The sequence below is a fragment of the Sulfitobacter sp. EhC04 genome, from assembly GCF_001650875.1.
In the GTDB taxonomy this organism is placed as follows: domain Bacteria; phylum Pseudomonadota; class Alphaproteobacteria; order Rhodobacterales; family Rhodobacteraceae; genus Sulfitobacter.
This window is the reverse complement of sequence record NZ_LXYI01000017.1, coordinates 19,581-40,632: the sequence shown is the minus strand read 5'-3', so window position 1 is coordinate 40,632 and position 21,052 is coordinate 19,581. Positions and strand designations below refer to the sequence as shown.

The window sequence follows — 21,052 nt, the reverse complement described above, 5'->3', positions numbered from 1 at the left end:
ACATCGCCAGACTTCCCCTCGCACCGGAGGTGCGCCGTATGTAGCCGGCAGGCCTGTGGCGTGGCGTGAGGGCAATGCAGGTCAGCACGCCTTGGCATCCGCCTCAAGATACGCGAGGCTTGGGCACAAAGCACAGAACATCATGATCCAGGGACCCCCGATGAATTTTGACGCCCGCATTTCCAAGCTCACCGACATACTGCAACGCCATGATTGCCCCGCCATCGCAATGGTGCCGGGGCCAAACTTCTACTACCTGACCGGCGTGCGGCTGGGTCTGATGGAACGGCCCACGATCCTGATTGTCACAGCAACAGGCGACATCCACGCCGCAATCCCGGCACTGGAAAAGGACATGTGGACCGCGCGCATGCCGCAAGCCCGGACCGTGTTCTGGCAGGACGCCGACGGATATGCCGATGCGCTGTCCGAACTCGCCCGGCAGACAGGCCTGACCAGCCTCGCCGTAGAGGGAAGCCGCATGCGCCATTTCGAGGCCGCCGCCCTTGCCCGCGCCTTTGGCACAGCGCCCGAGGATGGCACCGACATGCTGCTGCCGCTGCGCCTGAACAAGGATGCGTCAGAGGTCGCCGCCATCGAAAAGGCCGTGCAGATCAGCGAAGATGCATTGACCGCGACCCTGAGCGAGATCGGCGCGGGCCAGACGGAGACGGAGATACGGGCGAAGCTGCTGATCAACATGCTGGAAAGGGGGGCGGAAGGGGCCGCATTCAACCTGATCGTGCTGGCTGGCCCGGCTGCGGCGGATTGCCATGGTGTCCCCTCCTCCGACCGTCGGTTGCAACGGGGCGACGCCTTGCTGTTCGACTTTGGCGCAACCCTGAACGGCTATAGCGCCGACATCACCCGCACCTATTTCTGCGAGGAAATCCCGCAGGAACACCGCCCGCTCTATGACGCAGTGCAAGAGGCAAACCGCCTGGGCCGCGACATGACCGCGCCCGGCGTGACCCCGCATGATCTGGACATGGCCGTGCAACAGGCACTGAGCGACGCGGGATTCGCGGCCGATATCCGCCACAAGGTCGGTCACGGGCTGGGCCTTGATATCCACGAAGCGCCGCAACTGATGCGGGGCAACCATGCGCCGCTGGAGGCCGGGATGGTCATCACGATCGAACCGGGGCTCTATCGCCCCGGCATGCTGGGTGTCCGCATAGAGGATGACGTTCTGGTCACGGATAATGGTGCCCGGTCCCTTACCCGGTTGCCCCGTGACCCGCAGGTGATCGGCTGATCGTCATGGTCTGGACCGATTGATCCTGCACCGCTGGCACCGGGACGTGCTCACCCCTGCGACAGGCCCGCATCCAGCAACTCTTCCCTCTCCGGCAAGTCGCGCAGGCTTTCCAGCCCAAAAGCCAACAGGAAGTGTTCCGTTGTGACAAAGGTAAAGGGCGCGCCACGGCTGGGGCTGCGCGGCCCTGTCCCGATCAGCCCCCGCGCATGCAGCCGACCGATCAGATCGCGGCTGATCTCCTTGCCGAAAATGTCTTTCAACGTGTCTCGCGTGGCGGGTTGGTAATAGGCAATGGCGGCCAGCACCGCGATGTCGAATTCGCTGAGGTCCAGCAGTTGATCGTCCAGATCGGCCGCCGCGCGGATCGCCGGGGCAAAGGCGGTCCGCGACCGCAACACCCAGCCATCCGCCACCTGCACCAGTTCAAACGCGCGTCCCTCAAGGTCTGCCGCCAGATCCCCGATCAGCAGATCGACGGAGGCCCCCTGCCCGACAACCCGCGCCAGGTCCTCTCTTGGCACCGGGGAGGCGCTGGCAAAGAGCACCGCCTCGATCCGCAGCATCCATTCCCGCCAGCGCAGCTCCGGCGGCATGTCGGCAAGCTCGCGGTCCAGCGCCGGTTCGGATCGGTCAATCGCCACACCTACACCCCGTAAAGCCGAAAGGTGTCGCGCCCGGTCAGTTCGCGCACCGCGCCCAGATCAACCAGCCGGTCGCAGAGGCGGCGTGCAGCCCGGCCCGCCATTGGCAAGGCCGAAGGTGCCACCGCGTCCCGGCTCAGGAAAACCTCGACCGCGCCCGGTGCTGTCTTGGCCCGCAACTTCGGCGCAACTGTCTTCAGCCGCTCTGCCCGCCGCGCCAGATCCGCCGCCAGTCGCACCGCCATCGGGGCCGCTGTTGTCACTGCACCGTGACAGGCCAGCCGCAATGCGTCACCGCGTTTGGCAAGGTCCGCACGCCCCAGACCCAGCGCAAACATCGGCAGGATATGATCCCACCCCAGCGCCCGCGCCAGGGCCGCATCGGCCAGGATCAGCCCGGCCACTTCCGCACGCGGCGCTTCCGTCAGAACGGTTTCCAGCACCCTGGCCGCGCGCGCCATCGGTGCACCCTGCCCGGTGCCCAGCCAGGCCGCGATGCGTGTTGCCTCCACCTCGAGCAAGGCGCGATGCAGCGCCTTGGCAGAAACGGGCCGTTCAGCGGCACGCCGCCAGGCAAGATAGGTCTCCCCCGCCGGGCCAGGCAGGTCGCCGGGCCGCAGCAGGTGAATGGCATCACGCAACTCCCCTGCCCGCTCGGACCGGCCCGAAAACACGACGCAGGCCTCTGCCGCCTGCAACGCCAGACGATCCCTCCATAACTCCTGCGGGACATCACGCCGCCCGACGACCTGATGCAGATAGCTCAGCGCGCCTCCGGACAGGAACGCCATTTCCTCAAGTGCCTCGCTGCGGCGGGGCGTCACCCAGGAAGGCAACAGAAGTTGCGTGTTGGGCTCGTCTTGGGTGTTCGGTGGGGTGAATGTCATGCCCAAAGCTTATCCGACAACGGCACCGTTCGCTACAAGATGTGGGCATTCAGCGCAGATATCAGGATTTGCACACCGGCGCAGTTCCGGCCCGTATTCTGGACCGCACAGTGCAAGCCGGACTTTGAGTGGTTGTGAAAGAAGCATACCTTGGCCACACCGACCGTGATTTCAGACCTCGGCCCCTTGTTCCAGATCGACGCGGCATTTCGTCCTTGCGGCTTGTGCTACCCCGATGTTGAATGCAGGCAGTCGGTGTGAGTTGATGCTCACAACCGGACAGCCGCCGTATGGGTATTTATCCCAGCGTGCCGCCACAACGGTTCCTTGGCCGAACCCGACAAACAATCACTTGACGAGTTTTTATTTTATACATAAAACTATGCAGAAACATAGAATGGAGTTAGGGGGCGTCATGCCGTCCATAGGCTACGAAGTGATCGCCGTTTCGAGCGAGACCAAAGATGTAAAGCGGATCGAAGTGAAACCTTCGGCGCCGATCCCGATGGTGTGGACGGCGGGCGCGCATGTGCGTGTGAGCCTGAGCCAAGGGGGTGACCGGTCGTACTCCCTGCTGCGGCTTCCCGGCCTGCAACCCGGCCATCTGGCTCTCGGCGTGCTGCGCGAGGCGCAAAGCACGGGTGGCTCGACGTTCATGCATGCGCTCAAGCCGGGCGACAAGCTTCAGATCTCCAACCCGACCAATCATTTTGAACTGGGCGATCATGCAGAACCTGCCGTGCTGATCGCGGGTGGCATCGGGATCACGCCGATCCTGTCGATGGCGGCGGAACTGGCGGCGCGCGGGCGCCCCTTCGAAGCCCATTATGCCGGGCGTTCCGAAGGCATGCTCGCCTTTGTTAAGGAAATGCAGGACATCTGCGGCGAAAAACTGCATCTGCATTACGACGATCAACCCAGCAAGATGGATCTGAACGATATTCTGGGAAAGGCCCCCGAAGGCGCGCATGTCTACTTTTGCGGCCCTGCGGGCATGATCGAGGCTGTCAAATCCGTCACCTCCGATCTGGGCTGGCCCGTGGAAAGGGTGCATTACGAACTTTTCACCGCTGCGGCCAATACGGCGGAGGACACGGCCTTCGACGTTGAAATCCACAGCACCGGCCAGATTGTTCACGTCCCTGCCGACAAGAGCATCATCGAAGCGCTGGAGGAAGCCGGGCTTGATCCGCTTTATGACTGTCAGCGCGGTGACTGCGGGATCTGCCAATGTGATGTGATTGACGGCATCCCCGACCACCGGGATGTCATCCTGACTGACAGCGAGAAGGCAGCGAATGACGTCATGCAAATCTGTGTGTCGCGTTCAAAGACGCCGAAACTCGTCATTGATATCTGACCTTTACAGGAGCCTGCCATGGACCGTTACCGCGGAAATTCCCAAGCCATCGCCGAACTGGTCAAAGGCCACGCCGTTCATCGCGACGTCTATGTGGACAAGGAAATCTTCGAGCTGGAGATGGAACAGCTGTTTCCGAATTCCTGGATATACATCGGCCATGAAAGCCAGCTGAAAAACACCGGCGACTTCATCACATCGAAGATCGGAAACCAGCCGGTTCTGGCGTCCCGGCACCGGGACGGGCAGGTTTATGTCCTGCACAACCGCTGCCCGCACAAGGGCGTCAAGATCGCGTCCGAGGCTTGCGGGAACACCGGCAAGTTCTTTCGCTGCCCCTACCATGCCTGGTCATTCAAGACCGACGGCTCACTTTTGGCGATCCCGCTGAAGAAGGGGTATGAAGGCACCGGGTTTGATACCGATCAGGCGGCCAAGGGCCTCAAGCGGATCGAGAACGTCAAGATCTATCGCGGCCTGATCTTCGTGCGACTGGCCGAAGAGGGTCTGAGCTTTGAAGAGTTCTTTGGCGACGCGCTGTCCACGATCGACAACATGGCCGACCGTTCGCCCGAGGGCGAATTGGAGGTCATCAGCCAGCCGATCCGATACATGCATACCTGCAACTGGAAGATGCTTGTCGAAAACCAGACCGACACCTGCCACCCGATGGTGGCACATGAAAGCTCTGCCGGAACTGCCGTCAGCGTCTGGGAGCGGGAGAAAGACAACTTCACCGAAACGCCCATGGCCGTACAGCTCTATGCACCCTTCATGAGCCCCTATGAATTCTATGAAGGCGCGGGCATTCGCGTCTGGCCAAATGGCCACGGCCACACCGGCGTGTCCGGGTCGATCCACCAGGATTATGAAGACGTTGATGGCTATCAGGACATGATGGTCGAGGCTTACGGGAAAGAACGGGCCGCCGAAATTCTGGGCGATATCCGTCACAACACGATCTACTTCCCAAATATCATGGTGAAAGGCCCGGTCGGCATCCTGCGCAACTTCATCCCGCTTGGCGTCGACAAGACCTTGGTGGAAAGCTGGGTATTCAAACTGAAGGGTGCGCCGGACAAGCTGTATGAACGCGGCCTGATGTATAACCGCTTTATCAACGCGCCGACGTCGATTGTCGGTCATGACGATCTGGAAATGTACGAACGCGCGCAGGAAGGGCTGCTGTCGAATGGCAACGAATGGGTCAACCTGCGCCGCCTCTGGGAAGATGATGAACCCGAAGAGACGACCGAGGTCGTCAACGGCACATCCGAACGCCAGATGCGCAACCAGTTCTATGCCTGGCGGAAATTCATGGTGCAGAACATGGACAAAGCCGTGGAGGCCGCAGAATGAACCGGGATGACCTGATCGACTTTGTCTATGATGAGGCCGCGGCGATCGACCAGATGCGTTGGAACGATTGGCTGGCTTTGTATCACAAGGACGGTCGCTACTGGATGCCGCTTGAGTGGCAGCAGGAAGATCCGATCCTGCAGCCGTCGCTGATGTACGAAGACCGTCTGCTGCTTACCGTCCGGGTGGAGCGGCTGACGGGCGAGCGCACCTTCAGCCAGAAACCCAAAAGCCGGTGCCATCACCTGATGGAACGACCGCGCATTCTGTCGATGGGTGAGGACGACGGCGTCTATAAACTGCGCACGTCTTTCATATATACGGAAACGCGGGGCGATCTGCTGGAACGGTTTTCGGGCTGGGTCAGCCACGAACTGGTCGAGGTGGACGGGGCATTGCAAATCATGCTCAAGCGCATTGATCTGATCAACTTCGACGCGCCTTTCAGCAACATTCAGCTCTTTATCTGAGGCAGGCATGAACACCGAAACAGTATACACCCGATTCAAGAAGACCGCCGAGAGACGGGGCAATGCCCCTTTCCTGCATGTGCTGGAAGAAACCGCAAAGGTCTATGGCATCCCGCAGGGCGACATCAGCTATGACAACATGGCGGACCGGGTGGAGGATTGGCGCAAGCGGTTCAACGACGCCGGATATGGCGCCGGTCATCGCGTTGGACTGCTGTTGGAAAATCGCCCCGTCTTTCTGGAAATCTGGTTTGCCCTGAACGCGCTTGGCGCTTCGGTGGTGCCGATCAACCCGGACCTGCGGCTGGCGGAATTGGAATATCTGGCCGAACACTCTGAAATGATCCTGGCCATTGTTCTGCCGGAGCGGTTGGAAGAAATGAAGACCGCCGTGAAGAATGCCGGGATACCCACCCTTGTCTCCCCGCCAGAGGGACAACTTCCACCGGCTGTCCGGCCTGCGACGGCTGACACGGTGCCGAACACGCAGACCGAATGTGCCTTGCTCTATACCTCGGGGACAACCGGCAAACCCAAGGGCTGCATCCTGTCCAACGAATATTATCTCTATTCCGGTGACTGGTATGCCGGGGCTGGCGGCCACATCAGCTTGCGCCAGGACACGGAGCGGATGCTGACCCCCCTGCCCGTATTCCACATGAACGCGATGGCCGTTTCCCTGATGGCCATGGTCACAGTAGGCGGCTGCCTGATCATCCTGGATCGTTTCCACCCCCGCAGCTGGTGGGAGTCGGTCCGCGAAAGCGGCGCAACGGTGGTGCATTACCTGGGCGTCATGCCGCCGATGCTGATGCGCGCCGAACCCTCTGATGAAGACCGCAATCACAACGTCCGTTTCGGATTTGGCGCAGGCGTGGACGCCAAGCTGCATGAACCCTTCGAAGCACGCTACGGCTTTCCCCTGATCGAGGCCTGGGCCTGCACGGAAACCGGATCGGGTGGCGTCATCTGCGCCAATGAAGAGCCGCGCAAGACGGGAACGGCCTGCTTTGGCCGACCCGACAAAGACGTGGAAGTGCGCGTCATCGACGACGCAGGCGAAGACCTGCTGCCGGGCACCCCCGGCGAAATGCTGGTGCGCCGCGCCGGTGACAACCCGCGCTACGGCTTCTTTTCCGGTTATCTGAAAAACCAGCAGGCAACGGACGACCTTTGGCAGGGCGGATGGCTGCACACCGGTGATGTGGTCCAGCAGGACGCGGACGGATCGCTGCACTTCGTGGACCGCAAGAAAAACGTGATCCGCCGCTCCGGCGAAAACATCTCGGCGGTGGAGGTTGAATCGATCCTGAACCGGCATCCCGACATCAACGCCTGTGCTGCCGCCGCCGCCCCGGACGACGTGCGCGGGGACGAGGTGGCCGTGTTCATCATCCTGGAGGGCGGCCAAGGCAACGCCGCCAAGGCGCAAGAGATCGTGACCTGGGCACTGGACCAGATGGCCTATTACAAGGCCCCCGGCTGGATCGCCTTTGTCGATGACCTGCCCCTGACCGCCACGCAGAAAATCCTCAGAGGTCAGTTGAAAGACCTCATGGTGACAACATTCGAAACAGATGGTTTCATGGACACCAGACACCTGAAGAAACGCAAAACCTGATGGCACGACAGAAACCCTATGACGGCGTTGCCCTCTGTGCGCCGGTCACCACCCCCTATGTGCGGTTCTCTGACCAAACCGCGCATTGGTGGGCGGGCGCTGCCCTTGCCGCCCTGGCCCGGCAGACCGGCTTGGGACCGGCTGATTTCGACGGGTTCTGTTTTGCCAGTTTCTCGGCCGGACCGGACACGGTTGTCGGCATGGTCCAGCATCTGGGCCTCAGCCCGCGCTGGATGGATCATATCCCCACCGGCGGTGCGAGCGGCGTCATGGCGCTGCGCCGCGCCGCCCGTGCGGTTCAGATGGGGGATGCCGAGGTGGTGGCCTGCGTCGCCGCCGACACCAACCAGATCGACAGCTTCCGCCAGACTTTGCAGGGCTTCTCGCGGTTTTCACAGGATGCCACCTATCCCTATGGCTTCGGCGGCCCCAACGCGACCTTCGCACTGATCGCCGATAACTTCATGCGGGAATACGGCGTCACGCGGGAGGATTTTGCCAAACTCTGTGTCGCGCAAAGGACGAACGCGCTCTCCAACCCGCTTGCGCTGATGAAAAAGCCTCTGACCCACGAACAATACATGCAGGCGCGCCCCATCGCGGACCCGATCCATCTGTTCGACTGTGTCATGCCCTGCGCCGGGGCCGAGGCCTTTATCGTCACAACGCCTGAAAAAGCGCAGGAACTGGGCCTGTCCACCGCCCGGCTGGCGGCGACCATCGAACGGCACAATGCCTTTGCCGATGATCCGGTGCAGACGCGCGGCGGCTGGGCGCGCGACATTGACGATCTGTGGGCCGCCGCAGGATGCACCCCGCAGGACATGGACATGGTCCAGCTTTATGACGATTACCCTGTGATCGTAGCCATGCAACTGGCCGATCTGGGGTTCTGCGACAAACCAGCGTTATCGCGGTTCATTACAGAGAACGATTTCACCATTGCGGGCTCTCTGCCGCTCAACACAAATGGCGGGCAATTGTCTGCAGGTCAGGCCGGTGCGGCAGGTGGCTTTCAGAATGTTACCGAAGGATTGCGGCAGATATTGCGCTGCCCTCTGGGGGATCAGATACCTGACGCAACGCGCGCCCTGATCTCTGGCTTCGGGTTGGTGAACTATGATCGCGGCGTCTGCACCGGTGCTGCCGTGCTGGAACAGGATGTGTTGCGATGACCGACCCGCTGACACCGCCCAGGCGAAAGGACCCGCTGGTCACCACCCATCTGGGCCATGTCTCCCCCGCCCTGCGCAGCCGCGCGGCCACGGCGATGGCGGCGCGCGCCGGTCAGGGGCGGTTTGTGCTTCAGGTCTGTGACGATTGCGCGCAGGCGACCTATCCGCCGCGTGACCGCTGCCCGTTCTGCTGGGGCGCACTGCATTGGCAGGATCAGCCCAATGGCGCGGTGATCGCGGCACAGACAACGATACGCAGCTCGATTGACCTGTTTTTCAAAGACCACCTGCCCTGGCGCATTGGCACCGCCCGGCTGGATGCGGGGCCGATGGCGACCGTGCATCTGCACGGGGACGTCGGGCGCGGTGACCGCGTCAGAATGGAACTGAAGCTCGACAGGGCTGGCAATCCGGCACTCTTTGCCATGCCCGAAAAGGAGACGCCGCATATGGCTGACGATCCTCAATTGCGGGTGTTTACCGCAGACCCGAAATACCGGCGCATCCTGGTGACCGACGGGCGCAGCGCAACCGGACAGGCCGTGGCCGAGGCCCTGCTCAAGGCCGGGGCAAAGACGGTTTTCCTCGGCAATGCCGATCCTTTGATGCGTTATCCGGGGCAGGACCGGATCGAGGCAGTAGACGGGATCGAACCTGTCCGGCTCAGCCTGACCGACACCCGCAGCATCGAGGCGCTGGCCGGTCAACTGGGCGGGCGCGTGGATATCGTCGTCAACACGGTCGGGTTTACCCGTCAGGGGGGCGTCGGTTTTGGCGGCAATCTGAACAATCTGCAATCCGGGCTGGACCTTGAAGTGACCGGCCTGATGCGCCTGGCCCAGGGTTTTGCCCCTGCCCTTTCGGCGCGTTCTGACGATGGGGACAATGCTGCCGCTGCCCTTGTCGATATCGCCTCCATCCACGGGCTGACCGGAAGGGCGGGCTTTGCCGGGTCGTCGGCCACTGCCGCCGCGCGCCTTTCCCTTATCGCCAGCCTCAGGGGCGAGATGGCCCAGACCGGCATCCGCGTCATCTCTGTCCTGACCGGCCCGGTGGACGACGGATGGCACCAAAACGTCCCCCCGCCCAAGACCACAGCGGCGCAGATCGCACGCGCCGTTGTGACCGCCCTTCAGCAGGGGCAGGAAACCATCTGTGCCGACGAGGTGGCCAAAGACGTGCTTGCGCGCTGGCAGGACGATCCGATTTTGACAATTCGCGAGGAAAACAAATGAGCAAACCCCTGCTTGCGGATCTCGCGATGGCGCTCGCGTCCGGCCAGGTCCGTGTCATCGACCTGACCAACACGCTCAGCCCGGATTTCCCGGTGATCGTGCTGCCGCCCGAGTTCGGCCAATGCGCTCCGTTCCGCATGGAAAAGCTGTCGCGTTATGACGAAAACGGACCGGCCTGGTACTGGAACAACATCTCGATGAACGAACACACCGGCACCCATTTCGACGCCCCGGCGCATTGGGTGACGGGCAAGGACCTGCCCTCGAATACGGTGGACGCCATCCCGGCGCAGGACTTTGTCGCACCCGCCGTAGTGATCGACATTTCGGCCGAGGCGGCGGCGGACGCCGACTTTGTGCTGACCCGCGATTTCCTCGAACAGTGGGAAACGGCATATGGCACCATCCCGCCCGGCCACTGGATTGCCCTGCGCACGGATTGGTACAAACGTGTCGGAACAGCGGCGTATCTGAACCTGCTCGAAGACGGCGCGCATTCGCCGGGGCCGGATGCAGGCGCTGTCGAGTTTCTGGTCCACGACCGCAACTGCGTCGGCCTGGCGGTCGAGACGGTCGGCACCGATGCCGGTCAGGCCAGCAGGTTCAATCCGCCCTTGCCTGCGCATTCGATCCTGCATGGCAACGGCAGGTTCGGCCTGCAATGTCTGACCAACCTGGACCAGTTGCCGACCTTCGGCGCGATCATCGTCGCCTGCCCCCTCAAGATCGAAGGCGGTTCCGGCAGTCCGCTGCGGGTCATCGCGCTGGTAGAAGGAAAAGCCGCGTGAAAACAACTTTGATCACGGGTGGAAACTCCGGCATTGGTGCCGCGATTGGCGATCGGCTGCGCGCACGCGGGGAAAGGGTTGTGTCGCTGGGGCTGGAAAAGCCGACCACAGAAAATGACACTCTGTTCGGCTATACTGCCGATCTGACCGATGCAGCGGCGACCGCGCAGGTGGCCGCACAGATTGCAGCCGATCACACCATTGATGCCGTGGTTCACAACGCAGGCGCAATCCTGCCCAACCTGCTGCCCGACGCAGACCCCGACGACATTCTGAAACTGGCGCAACTGCATCTGGCGGCCCCCATGGCGCTGACCCAAGCTGTCCTGCCGGGGATGATCGCGCGCGGGTTCGGTCGGATTCTGTTCATAACGTCACGCGCCTCGATGGGGATGCCGACCCGGTCCGCCTATTCCGCCACAAAGGCGGGTGTGCACGGCATGATGCGCACCTGGGCGCTGGAGCTGGCCCCGAAAGGGATCACCGCCAACGTGATCGCGCCCGGCCCGGTCCTGACCGAAAACTTCTGGGGCATTGTGCCTAAGGATGGCGAGTTGCAGGAGAAAATCGCCAATGGCGTGCCGGTCCGGCGCATTGGCACACCCGAAGATATCGCGAACGCCGCCGGGTTTTTCCTGGACGACAATGCCAGCTTTGTCACCGGTCAGGTGCTCTATGTCTGCGGCGGCACCAGCCTTGGCGGCCTGCCCTCGTAACCTGGCCTGAATCGGCCAAGACTTCGCTGTTCCGAATAAGACGGCGCACCACAACGAGAGGGCCAACCCTATGGGCAAGTTCAGCACCGTCCGACAACCCTATGACAACGTGGTGATCACAACGCCCGTCACCCTTCCCTATGTCAGGTTCAGCGACCAAAGCGCGCATTGGTGGATTGGGCGCGCCTTGCGGGCGTTGGTGGATGGATCGGGCATTGCAGCGCGCGACATCGACGGGTTTTGCCTGTCCAGTTTTACCACAGCCCCCGATACCGCGATTGGTCTGGCCGAACATCTGGGTCTCAGCGTCCGTTGGCTGGACCATGTGCCACTTGGCGGTGCCAGCGGGATCACCGGGATCAGACGTGCCGCCCGCGCCGTTCAATCCGGTGATTGCGATGTCGTGGCCTGCATAGGGGCCGACACCAACCAGCGCGGGTCATTCGGCAATACTCTGGCCAATTTTTCGCGGTTTTCGCAGGATGCCGTCTATCCCTATGGCGCGGGGGGCACCAATGCCAGCTTTGCCCTGATTGCCCGCAACTACATGGAGACATTCAATGTCAGCCGCGAGGATCTGGGGCGGATTGCGGTGGCACAGCGGTCCAATGCCCTTAAAAACCCCCACGCGCTGATGAAGGACCCTCTGACACTCGATCAATACATGAACGCCCGACCGATTGCAGATCCGATCCACCTGTTCGACTGCGTGATGCCATGTGCGGGAGCCGAGGCAGTCTTGGTCATGCGGCAGGACACGGCCCGTGCCTGCGGCCTTGCCGGTGCCAAACTGCGCAGCAGCATCGAACGTCACAACGCCCGCTCGATTGATCCGATGCAGACCTCCGGCGGCTGGGTGGAGGACGCAGGCGAGCTGTACAGCATGGCCGGTGTCAGGCCCGACGATATCGACGTGGTGCAGACATATGACGACTATCCGGTGATTTGCATGATGCAACTGGAAGACCTGGGGTTCTGCAAAAAGGGTGAAGGGGCGGAGTTCGTCCGCAGCCATGATCTGCGGATCGAAGGCGATTTCCCCCACAACACATCCGGAGGTCAGCTTTCCTGCGGGCAGGCTGGCGCGGGCGGGTCCTATCTCGGGCTGACGGAAGCGGTTCGTCAGGTTCTGGGTACGGCTGGCGACACGCAGGTCAAGGGCGCGGGCCTGGCGCTGGTATCGGGCTTTGGCATGATGACATATACCAAGGGCCTGTCATCCGGGGCCGTCATTCTGTCGGGAGACGGCGCGTGACGGACCGGCAGTCAGATCAGGACAAGGCACTGCCACCCTATCCGCATTCCGCCAGCGGAAAGCTGTATGATGCGATTGCGGCAGAAGGGCGTTTCGCCCTGCAACGATGCCGGGACTGTGCGCAATTCCTGTATCCGGCGCATGATGTTTGCCCCTCGTGCCTGTCGACCACCCTGCCGCTGACAGAGGCTCCGCCCCGGGGACGGATCGCAAGTGAAACGACGATCCGGGCAACCACAAATCCGTACTTTCAGACACATCTGCCGATCAGGATCGGCCTGGTAATCCTCGATTGCGGACCGACAATGATCGCCTTTCTCCAAGAGGGAACTGGCATGGGGGACCGCGCCAACCTGTCCTTCCATCTTGATGCCTTTGGCCGGGCGATGGCCTGGGCGGCGCGCTCCAAAACATGAACGCCTCAAATGCAGGCGACCAGCCGCTGCGCTCAGGTTTGCGATGACAATTTTCGCCCATACATAATATGCTCAAAAATATTTTTACTTGTAAAATACTTTGACGCAGTCATTATCACCCAAGAAGGAATCGCCCGAAGAACGCGAAAAAGCCGCGTCCAGATAACTTGTTTTCATGGTGCAGGCGGCAACGGCAGCGCGGACGGCATTTCAAATTCATCACTCAAGGGGAGGAAAAATGATGAAGACCAAGAAAGTACTTCTGAAAGGGCTCGCCGCGATCATCGCGGCAGGCACATTCGTTGCAACACCGCTGGCCGCCGAAGAGGTCACTCTGCGCGGCGTAAGTTGCTTTCCCATCGGCGCACCCCCCGGCGTGCCGTTCGAAAACCTGGTGACCGAGATCAACGAAAAGGGCAAAGGGGTCATTCAGATCAACCTTCTGGGCGGTGCGCCCGCCATCGGCAGCCCGTTTCAGGTTGTCGAGCGTATGGCGCAAGGAGCCTATGACATCGCCGGATGCCCCGAGGCGTTCTTTGGCAATATCATCCCCGAAGCGCCCGCTCTCCGGCTTCAGGAAAAAACCTTTGCCGAACTGCGCGAAAACGGTGGGATCGACTATTTTCAGGAGATCATGAACAAGAAGAACACCTATTTCGTTGGTCGCCACCACGACGACGGCGCGTTCAACCTGTTCCTTGGCGAGGGCAAGGCCATCGACAAGGCCGACCTGACAGGCCTGAACCTGCGTGTTTCGCCCGTCTATACGGCCTTCTTCAAGGAGTTGGGCGCGACGGTTCAGCGCTCCTCCATGCCCGAGGTCTATACACTGATGGAAAGCGGCGCAGTTGACGGTTACGGCTGGTCCGTGCGTGGGATTTCCCCGTCATGGTTCCCGGTCACAAAGTATCGTGTCGAACCGGGCGTCTACCGCGCTTCCATCCATACGGTTGCAAACCTGACCAAGTGGAACTCCCTGAGCGATGAGGCCCGCGCCATTCTCAACGAGGTTGTGATCGGTGCAGAGACGCGGATGGAAGGGACCAGCGACCATGCCAAGCAGCTGGACGCCGAAACGTTCAAAATGCTTGAAGAAAACGGCATCGAGACCATTACACTCGAAGGCGAAGAGGCCGAAAAGTGGGTCAGCATGGCGCGTCAAACCGCCTGGGCAGAGTTCATCGAGCAAAACCCCGAGACGGGGCCAAAGCTGAAAGAGCTCTTCACAGTCTCCCAATAAACGGAACCAAGACAAAATTCCGGCAGACCGTCGCCTGATGGTCTGCCGGCCTTGCCTGTAACACGAGCCGGAGACGTTCATGGCCCCGCTTATCGACAGATTCGAAACCCTCTTCGAGAAATTCAACCTTTGTGTCGCCGTCTGTGTGGCCGGATCAATCGGGGTTTTTGCGGCCCTTGTCCCGTTCGATTTCTTCTCGCGCAAGCTTGGCTGGCGCGGTCTGGACTGGCTGAACGAAGGTGCAGAATACGGGCTGTATGCAGGGGTATTCCTGTCTGCGGCATGGGTTCTGTACAAAGGTGCCCATGTGCGCGTCGACATCATTCTGACGGCACTGCCCGCCCGCCTGAGCGCCAGGGTCGAACGCGCGATAGACCTGTTCGGCGCGCTTCTTTGCCTTGGCATGGCCTACTTCGGCGCCAAAGGCACCCTCAGCAGCTATGTATTCGGATCGCTGCCGGACAAGGATCTGCAGATTCCCAACTGGATCGTCCTCGCCGTCTTCACCGCTTCGTTCATCATGCTCGCCATCGAATTCCTGTTCCGATTTCGGCGCGCAGGGCGGCCCGACCATACAATCTCGACTGACATAGGATTTTGATGATGGAATGGTATTCAGCCCTGACCCTGCTGCTTGGGATCGTCTGCTTCTTTCTGTTCCTCGGCTTGCCGGTTGCCTTTGCCTTTATGGCTGCCAACATTTTCGGCACCGCCCTGTTCATCGGCGGCCTCGCGACAATGGGCGACTGGACCATTGCGTCCCTGTCGCTTCAAAGCATGCCGATGGAGTTTCACGAGGCGATATCCTATTCCCTCGCGACAATCGCCTTGTTCCTGTTGATGGGTGAAATCCTGCTTGAGACCGGCGTGGCCTTCAAGGCCATCGGCGCGATCGAGCGCATGATCTCACGCGTGCCCGGCCGCCTTGCCATCGTGTCCATCGTTGGCGGAACGGTGTTCTCCTCTCTGTCCGGCTCGACCGTGGCGAATACCGCGATTCTGGGCAAAGTGCTTTTGCCCGACATGCTGAAACGCGGCTATAAACCCGCCATCGCAATGGGGCCGATCATGGCTGTGGGGGGCATCGCCATGCTGATCCCGCCCTCCTCTCTCGCGGTCTTGCTGGCGAGCATTGCACAAAAATCAGTGGCCCTGCTGTTGGTGGCGGGCATTATTCCCGGCTTCCTGATGGCGATGAGCTTTTTCGCCTATGTGATCATCCGATGCACGCTTAACCCGGATCTGGCACCCGCCTACGAACCCGATACCAGCTACCTTGACCGGCCGCTGACCATCGCGGTCAACACCCGGCGCGGCACCATCTGGACCAGAACATACGAGGGCCGCTGGCTGCGCATATTGAACCGCCTTCTGCCGACGCTTGTTTATATCCTGCCCCTGTTCAGCATCTTCGTTGTTGTGGTCGGCAGCATCTTCACGAATTGGGCGTCGCCCACCGAAGCCGCTGCAATGGGCTGTCTGGCCGCACTGGGGGCCTGCCTGTTCTTCCGGCTGTTCAAGAACAAGATCACGATTACCGGCATTGACGGGGCGGACTTTGGCTGGGCAGAGATCGGCAAGGCCCTGATGGAAACGGCCAAGGTCAACACCATGATCATCTTCATCATCGCCGGGTCGCTGGTGTTCACCCAGGCGATGGCTGTCTCCGGCGCGACCCAGGGCCTGCTGCAAGCGCTGACCGCGCTCGATCTTTCACCGCTGTCGGTGGTGCTGTTCATGATCCTGATACTGCTGTTCCTCGGGGCCTTCATGGATCAGGTCAGCATGCTGCTGCTCACCCTGCCGTTCTTTCTGCTGGGGCCAACCTCGCTTCAGGCGATCTACGGGATTGATCCGATCTGGCTGATGGTGCTGATCCTCATCACGATGGAGATCGGGCTGCTGACGCCGCCATTCGGTCTGCTGCTGTTCGTCATGCGCGGCGTTGCACCGGACGGCATCACCATCGGCCAGATCATCAATTCGGCGCTGCCCTTCATCCTGATCGAACTCGCAGTGCTCGCGCTTCTGATTTTCGTGCCATCGGTCGCCACCTGGCTGCCCAACCTGATCAAGTAGGACCACAGTCAATGTCAGAAGGAACACCGCCCGTCTCGCATCCCGCCGATGATGATTGCTATGACGGGATCGTGGAGGCATTCGCGCCACAGGATCGAACGCTTCGGACAATGCTCCAGCGGCAGGCGGACCGCTACGGCAATCGCGCCTTCGTCACCTGCGGCGGGGTCAGCTGGACCTTTGCCGAGACCGCCGAAGTCGCGCGCTCATGGGGGCAGCGGCTCAGCGATGCGGGGATCGGCGCAGGCGACCGTGTGCTGATCCACTGCGGCAACCGGGCCGAATTCCTTCAGGCCTATCTGGGGATCACCTGGATCGGGGCCATTGCCACCCCCGTCAATACGGCATTTCGCGGCGCGCAGCTTGCCCATGTCCTGGCAAACGCCCGCCCCAAACTTCTGATCGTGGAAGAACAGTTTCAACCGGCCTACGATGATCTGGGCAAAGACGCACAACTGCCGCCGCTGCTCTGGCCGATCACCGCGGACGGCATACAGACAAGCGGTTCAACCGCGCACCCGGCACTCTCCGGGGCGGCCCCTGTTCAACCAGGCGATATCGCCGCAATTCTCTACACCTCCGGCACAACCGGCCCGTCAAAGGGTGTCTGCTGTCCGCAGGCACAGTTCTTCTGGTGGGGCATCTATTCAGCCCGTGCATTGGGCGTGCGCGAAGGCGATGTGCTGATGACAGCGCTTCCGGTCTTCCACACCAATGCCCTCAACGCCTTTTATCAGGCGCTGTTGTTGGGCTGCGAATATGTTCTGGTGCCCAAATTCTCGGCCTCCGGCTACTGGAAAACCGCCGCAGACTGCGGGGCCACCGTGACCTATCTGCTGGGTGCGATGGCGGCCATCCTCATGGCACAGCCTGAGCGGCCCCAGGATCGCCAACATGCCATCCGCACCGCCTTGGGCGGCGGGGTTCCGGCACGGCTGCAAGACCCGTTCCATCACCGGTTCGGGATCCCCCTGGTCGATGGCTATGCCTCGACCGAAAGCAATTTCCTGTTCTACAACCGATACCCCTCGGCCCGCCCCGGCAGCATGGGGAAACTTGCCAAGGGGGCAGAGGCCATCGTGGCCGATGAACACGACATGCCGGTCCCCGACGGCACCGCCGGTGAACTGCTGTTGCGCCCGACAGAGCCGCATTCCTTTGCCTCCGGATATTTCGGCATGCCGGAAAAAACGGTCGAGGCCTGGGCCAATCTGTGGTTCCACACCGGCGACCGCGTGGTGCGCCACCCTGACGGCCATTTCAATTTCATCGACCGGATGAAGGACGCGATCCGCAGGCGGGGCGAGAACGTATCGTCATGGGAGGTCGAACAGGCCATCATGACCCATGACAGGGTAGAGGCCTGCGCAGTCTATCCCGTCCCATCGGAGCTTGGCGAAGATGAAGTTGCAACGGCGATCCAGTTGAAGGATGGCCAAAGCCTGCCGCCCCTGGCCCTGATCCAATACCTTGAAACGCGTCTGGCCCATTTTGCGGTCCCCCGTTTTGTCCGGCTGATGGAGGCGATGCCCCTGACCGAGAACGGCAAGATCAAGAAAGTCGTGCTGCGCGAGGAAGGGATTGTGCCGGGGATGTGGGATCTGGAAACCACGGGCTACAAGATCAAACGCTGACCCCCGCCCGTCTGGATCAGCATTTTCATTGTCGAACGCGGCCTGCCAAGGTTTTGGCAAGGCCGCGTTCCATCATGTCGGTTTACTGATATTTCCCTGACAACAGCGCCCCGCAACCCGGCACATGCGGCTTCAGGTTCAGCTTTGTCAGCATCTGATGGGTTGTCGCCACCGCCGCCGACACCACCGGAATCCCGCATTCGTCCTCGACCTTCTGGATCGCGGCGAGCGATGGCATCTGAACACAGGCCGACAGCACCAGCGCGTCGATGTTCTTGAGGTTTGCACGCTTGTAGATTTCGGTCAGGTTCATCGGGTCCTGTGCTGCGACCTCAAGGTTATCGGGAATCTCAAGCGCGATACTGTCGGTCACCTCGATCCCTTCCGCCGTGATGTAATCGGCCACCATGTCGGTCAGCGGGCGCATATAGGGCGTCACGATCGACACCCGCTTGGCCCCCATCAGGTGCAACCCATCGACCAGCGCCCCAGCGGAACTGACAACCGGCGCGGGGTGGCCGTTGTCGACGGTCACCTGATGCAGACGTTTCTGGCTTTCACGGTGGTATCCCCGACCCATCGACATGATCGCGACCAGACAGGCATAGCCCATCACATCGACAGAGGCGTCAGACAGCTCCAACGCGCAGCGGTCGCTGTCCTTGTCCATCGCGGCCAGCTCTTCCTTGGTGACCTTCTTCATCCGCATGCGGCTGGAGTGAAAGGAAAACCGCTCCGGGTAGAGCGTTTCACGCGCCCGCAACATCGCCGGGATCTCGCGCTCCATCGTCAGGTTTGACGACGGCACGATCTGCCCGATCTTCAGGGTCTTGTGCATGTTCTCTTGAATGCTGGTCATGTCAGTCCCCGATCTTCACAACCGGGTTGCGCAACACGCCAATGCCATCGACACCGCATTCGATCACGTCACCGGGCCACATCCATTCCTGCGGATCGCGCCCCGCGCCGACGCCCGCCGGGGTGCCGGTGGCGATGATGTCGCCGGGTTCCAGCGTGATGCCCGAAGAGATGTCGGCAATCAGCGTCGGAATATCGAACAGCAGGTGCTTGGTGTTGGACCGCTGCTTTTCCTCGCCGTTTTTCTTCAGCCACAGTGTCAGGTCATGCGGGTCCGCAATATCGTCAGCGGTCACGATGGCCGGGCCAAACGGGCAAAAGCTGTCCTGTCCTTTCGAGAATATCCACTGCCCCGCCCGGCGGTTGTCACGCGCCGAGACATCGTTGATCACCGAATAGCCGAACACATGGCTCATCGCGTCATCCTTGGAAATCCGCGTTGCGCGCTTGCCGATGATCACCGCCAGTTCCACCTCCCAGTCCAGCATCTGCGTCATGGATGCGTTGTGCTGGATCGGCTCTCCGGTTGCGATCACGCTGGTCGGCGGCTTGGAAAAGACCACCGGTTCCTTGGGCAGGTCCGTCGAGGTGTCCAGCGACTTGGCGCTTTCCGCGACATGTTCGACATAGTTCAGACCGATGCCAAAGATGTTCTTGCGCGGGCGCGGGATCGGCGCCAGCAGACGCACGTTTTCCTCTGGCACGGCAATCCCTGCGGGCCGCGCACCTTGGGTCTCGGTCAAGGCGCGACTGATCGCAGCAAGCGCATCGGGGCCAAGGTCGATCAGGGTCAGCATATCCGCCGGCAGCGCGGCACCAACAGCCTCGCCCAGATATTCCACGTCAATGACAAGGCCGTCTTGCACAACGCCAAGGCGACCTTCGGCTGCAACGCCGTCACGATAGGTAACTAGTTTCATGTTGGGTATCCTGTGATTATCCGTTGACGACCTGATGGCCGCCATTGTCTTCCAATGCCTGTTCCGCGTAAAAGCCGAGCTTTCTCATCGTCGGCAGATCATGGAACGAGAACAGGCAGGCATCATCGCCACTTTGCGTGTTGCAATGCTCGTGCCACATCCAGGGCGGCACGCAGAAGATGTCCTTTTCCTTCCAGTCGAACCGCTTTCCGTTGATCACGGAATAGCCTTCACCCTTGGCCACCTGATAGATGATGTTGCCGGTGTGGCGGTGGGCCTTGGTATGCTCGGATGGGCGCAGCAACTGCATGTTGGCACCCATGGTCAGCATCGGATCCGCCCCGGTCTTGGGGTTGATATAGCGCATGATCACCCCGTCATAAGGCGAACCATCGGTGACACGCGCATAGTTCTGCAACGCCTCATAGGTCTGGTCCCAGCGGAATTTCAGCAACGGCGAATAAGGCTGGTCCCACTTGTCCAGTTCCGGCATCAGCGCGGGTGACCCATAGGTCGCCGGGCTGTCATCCAGCGGCAGGTTGCTGGCCTGATAGTCATCGGGATGCACCTCGTAGAAGTTCGCCTCAAGCGCGTTGGTCAGCGGAATGTCCAGCCCGTCCTGCCACAGGCAGGTGCTGCCGTCTTCCTCGATCCCGTGCTCATGCCATGTGCCGTTGGGCGTCAGCACAAAGTCCTTCGCGCCCAGGTTCATCTTGTGACCCTCGACAATCGTATAGGCCCCGGTGCCTTCCATGATGAACCGCAGGGCAGAGGCCGCATGCCGGTGCGCACCCGCGCGTTCGCCCGCCTTCATCGTCTGAATGCCCGAGAACAACCACCCGCAAGCCGCACTCACGTCCTGACGCTTCGGGTTGCGCAGATAGACAACGCGCCGTCCCGCATCCTCGGGGCGCACCAGATCAATGGCCCGCAGAACCTGTGGCCGCAAATCTTCCCAGCGCCACAGGACAGGGTCGGATTTCGGCGTCGGCTCCCAAGGCTCGATCGAGTTCGCGACAGTCCAGAGCGCGCCTGTCTCCTGCTTCGCCAGATCCGCGTAATAGGCTTCCAGTTCCGGCGTATCGCGCACCCGCGCCCGCCCCAGAACGTCGTCTTTATCGACACTATCAGTCATGG

At 61.2% G+C, this 21,052-nt stretch carries 20 protein-coding genes; 15 read left to right on the top strand and 5 right to left on the bottom strand.

Annotated features, from left to right (window positions below; translation table 11 throughout):
* Positions 1-160: 160 nt before the first annotated feature.
* Complete coding sequence (locus tag A8B82_RS08505) at positions 161-1,258, top strand: M24 family metallopeptidase (protein ID WP_067290804.1); 1,098 nt, start codon at positions 161-163, stop codon at positions 1,256-1,258.
* 50 nt (positions 1,259-1,308) lie between these two features.
* Here A8B82_RS08505 and scpB read toward each other — a convergent pair whose 3' ends face one another.
* Positions 1,309-1,902, bottom strand: coding sequence for an SMC-Scp complex subunit ScpB (scpB, locus tag A8B82_RS08500; protein ID WP_067290801.1), 594 nt, complete (start codon positions 1,900-1,902; stop codon positions 1,309-1,311).
* Between the two features lie 2 nt (positions 1,903-1,904).
* Positions 1,905-2,789 carry a DUF1403 family protein gene (locus A8B82_RS08495; protein ID WP_067290799.1) on the bottom strand — a complete coding sequence of 295 codons (885 nt, stop codon included), beginning with the start codon at positions 2,787-2,789 and terminating at the stop codon, positions 1,905-1,907.
* Positions 2,790-3,204: 415 nt separating this feature from the next.
* On the opposite strand from A8B82_RS08495, the gene A8B82_RS08490 reads away from it, so the two are divergent.
* The 14 genes from A8B82_RS08490 (at position 3,205) to A8B82_RS08425 (ending at position 18,137) form a co-directional block, all read left to right on the top strand.
* Positions 3,205-4,149, top strand: coding sequence for a PDR/VanB family oxidoreductase (locus A8B82_RS08490; protein WP_067290796.1), 945 nt, complete (start codon positions 3,205-3,207; stop codon positions 4,147-4,149).
* 18 nt (positions 4,150-4,167) lie between these two features.
* Positions 4,168-5,508 (top strand): aromatic ring-hydroxylating dioxygenase subunit alpha, encoded by a 1,341-nt coding sequence (locus A8B82_RS08485; protein WP_067290794.1) that lies wholly within the window; start codon positions 4,168-4,170, stop codon positions 5,506-5,508.
* Entirely contained in the window at positions 5,505-5,978 is a 474-nt protein-coding gene (locus A8B82_RS08480) for an aromatic-ring-hydroxylating dioxygenase subunit beta (protein WP_067290791.1), read from the top strand. The genes A8B82_RS08485 and A8B82_RS08480 overlap by 4 nt, the downstream gene beginning before the upstream one ends.
* A 7-nt stretch (positions 5,979-5,985) precedes the next feature.
* Complete coding sequence (locus tag A8B82_RS08475) at positions 5,986-7,599, top strand: AMP-binding protein (protein WP_067290789.1); 1,614 nt, start codon at positions 5,986-5,988, stop codon at positions 7,597-7,599.
* Complete coding sequence (locus A8B82_RS08470; RefSeq protein WP_067290787.1) at positions 7,599-8,774, top strand: thiolase family protein; 1,176 nt, start codon at positions 7,599-7,601, stop codon at positions 8,772-8,774. Before A8B82_RS08475 ends, A8B82_RS08470 begins: the two co-directional genes overlap by 1 nt.
* Positions 8,771-10,009, top strand: a complete 1,239-nt coding sequence (locus A8B82_RS08465; protein ID WP_067290784.1) for an SDR family NAD(P)-dependent oxidoreductase — start codon at positions 8,771-8,773, stop codon at positions 10,007-10,009. Before A8B82_RS08470 ends, A8B82_RS08465 begins: the two co-directional genes overlap by 4 nt.
* The gene (locus A8B82_RS08460; RefSeq protein WP_067290782.1) at positions 10,006-10,797 is read left to right on the top strand and encodes a cyclase family protein; all 792 of its coding nucleotides are present in this window, start codon (positions 10,006-10,008) and stop codon (positions 10,795-10,797) included. The genes A8B82_RS08465 and A8B82_RS08460 overlap by 4 nt, the downstream gene beginning before the upstream one ends.
* The gene (locus A8B82_RS08455) at positions 10,794-11,513 is read left to right on the top strand and encodes an SDR family NAD(P)-dependent oxidoreductase (protein WP_067290780.1); all 720 of its coding nucleotides are present in this window, start codon (positions 10,794-10,796) and stop codon (positions 11,511-11,513) included. The genes A8B82_RS08460 and A8B82_RS08455 overlap by 4 nt, the downstream gene beginning before the upstream one ends.
* A 70-nt stretch (positions 11,514-11,583) precedes the next feature.
* On the top strand, positions 11,584-12,768 hold the full coding sequence (locus A8B82_RS08450; RefSeq protein WP_067290777.1) for a thiolase family protein: 1,185 nt from the start codon (positions 11,584-11,586) through the stop codon (positions 12,766-12,768).
* Positions 12,765-13,184, top strand: coding sequence for a Zn-ribbon domain-containing OB-fold protein (locus A8B82_RS08445; protein ID WP_067290774.1), 420 nt, complete (start codon positions 12,765-12,767; stop codon positions 13,182-13,184). The genes A8B82_RS08450 and A8B82_RS08445 overlap by 4 nt, the downstream gene beginning before the upstream one ends.
* A 238-nt stretch (positions 13,185-13,422) precedes the next feature.
* The gene (gene dctP / locus A8B82_RS08440) at positions 13,423-14,424 is read left to right on the top strand and encodes a TRAP transporter substrate-binding protein DctP (RefSeq protein WP_161489435.1); all 1,002 of its coding nucleotides are present in this window, start codon (positions 13,423-13,425) and stop codon (positions 14,422-14,424) included.
* 79 nt (positions 14,425-14,503) lie between these two features.
* A complete protein-coding gene (locus A8B82_RS08435) occupies positions 14,504-15,025 on the top strand; it encodes a TRAP transporter small permease (RefSeq protein WP_067290771.1) in 522 nt (173 codons plus the stop codon).
* Positions 15,026-15,027: 2 nt separating this feature from the next.
* Complete coding sequence (locus tag A8B82_RS08430) at positions 15,028-16,503, top strand: TRAP transporter large permease (RefSeq protein ID WP_067290769.1); 1,476 nt, start codon at positions 15,028-15,030, stop codon at positions 16,501-16,503.
* 11 nt (positions 16,504-16,514) lie between these two features.
* Positions 16,515-18,137, top strand: a complete 1,623-nt coding sequence (locus A8B82_RS08425) for an ATP-dependent acyl-CoA ligase (protein WP_082899195.1) — start codon at positions 16,515-16,517, stop codon at positions 18,135-18,137.
* Positions 18,138-18,219: 82 nt separating this feature from the next.
* Here A8B82_RS08425 and A8B82_RS08420 read toward each other — a convergent pair whose 3' ends face one another.
* From A8B82_RS08420 to A8B82_RS08410, 3 genes are read right to left on the bottom strand one after another with little or no spacing between them, the layout of a single operon-like run.
* Entirely contained in the window at positions 18,220-18,996 is a 777-nt protein-coding gene (locus A8B82_RS08420; RefSeq protein WP_067290766.1) for a maleate cis-trans isomerase family protein, read from the bottom strand.
* A 1-nt stretch (position 18,997) separates the two neighbouring features.
* The gene (locus A8B82_RS08415) at positions 18,998-19,915 is read right to left on the bottom strand and encodes a fumarylacetoacetate hydrolase family protein (RefSeq protein ID WP_067290764.1); all 918 of its coding nucleotides are present in this window, start codon (positions 19,913-19,915) and stop codon (positions 18,998-19,000) included.
* Positions 19,916-19,931: 16 nt separating this feature from the next.
* Positions 19,932-21,050 carry a cupin domain-containing protein gene (locus A8B82_RS08410; protein WP_067290763.1) on the bottom strand — a complete coding sequence of 373 codons (1,119 nt, stop codon included), beginning with the start codon at positions 21,048-21,050 and terminating at the stop codon, positions 19,932-19,934.
* Positions 21,051-21,052: the final 2 nt, after the last annotated feature.

Bases quoted from the DNA above. Each gene is read 5' to 3' on its own strand.
- A8B82_RS08460 (WP_067290782.1), top strand. From the start codon at position 10,006: ATGAGCAAACCCCTGCTTGCGGATCTCGCGATGGCGCTCGCGTCCGGC.
- A8B82_RS08475 (WP_067290789.1), top strand. From the start codon at position 5,986: ATGAACACCGAAACAGTATACACCCGATTCAAGAAGACCGCCGAGAGA.
- A8B82_RS08485 (WP_067290794.1), top strand. From the start codon at position 4,168: ATGGACCGTTACCGCGGAAATTCCCAAGCCATCGCCGAACTGGTCAAA.
- A8B82_RS08435 (WP_067290771.1), top strand. From the start codon at position 14,504: ATGGCCCCGCTTATCGACAGATTCGAAACCCTCTTCGAGAAATTCAAC.
- A8B82_RS08465 (WP_067290784.1), top strand. From the start codon at position 8,771: ATGACCGACCCGCTGACACCGCCCAGGCGAAAGGACCCGCTGGTCACC.
- A8B82_RS08425 (WP_082899195.1), top strand. From the start codon at position 16,515: ATGTCAGAAGGAACACCGCCCGTCTCGCATCCCGCCGATGATGATTGC.
- A8B82_RS08505 (WP_067290804.1), top strand. From the start codon at position 161: ATGAATTTTGACGCCCGCATTTCCAAGCTCACCGACATACTGCAACGC.
- A8B82_RS08450 (WP_067290777.1), top strand. From the start codon at position 11,584: ATGGGCAAGTTCAGCACCGTCCGACAACCCTATGACAACGTGGTGATC.
- A8B82_RS08470 (WP_067290787.1), top strand. From the start codon at position 7,599: ATGGCACGACAGAAACCCTATGACGGCGTTGCCCTCTGTGCGCCGGTC.
- A8B82_RS08430 (WP_067290769.1), top strand. From the start codon at position 15,028: ATGGAATGGTATTCAGCCCTGACCCTGCTGCTTGGGATCGTCTGCTTC.
- dctP (WP_161489435.1), top strand. From the start codon at position 13,423: ATGATGAAGACCAAGAAAGTACTTCTGAAAGGGCTCGCCGCGATCATC.
- A8B82_RS08420 (WP_067290766.1), bottom strand. From the start codon at position 18,996: ATGACCAGCATTCAAGAGAACATGCACAAGACCCTGAAGATCGGGCAG.
- A8B82_RS08415 (WP_067290764.1), bottom strand. From the start codon at position 19,915: ATGAAACTAGTTACCTATCGTGACGGCGTTGCAGCCGAAGGTCGCCTT.
- A8B82_RS08495 (WP_067290799.1), bottom strand. From the start codon at position 2,789: ATGACATTCACCCCACCGAACACCCAAGACGAGCCCAACACGCAACTT.
- A8B82_RS08480 (WP_067290791.1), top strand. From the start codon at position 5,505: ATGAACCGGGATGACCTGATCGACTTTGTCTATGATGAGGCCGCGGCG.
- A8B82_RS08410 (WP_067290763.1), bottom strand. From the start codon at position 21,050: ATGACTGATAGTGTCGATAAAGACGACGTTCTGGGGCGGGCGCGGGTG.
- A8B82_RS08490 (WP_067290796.1), top strand. From the start codon at position 3,205: ATGCCGTCCATAGGCTACGAAGTGATCGCCGTTTCGAGCGAGACCAAA.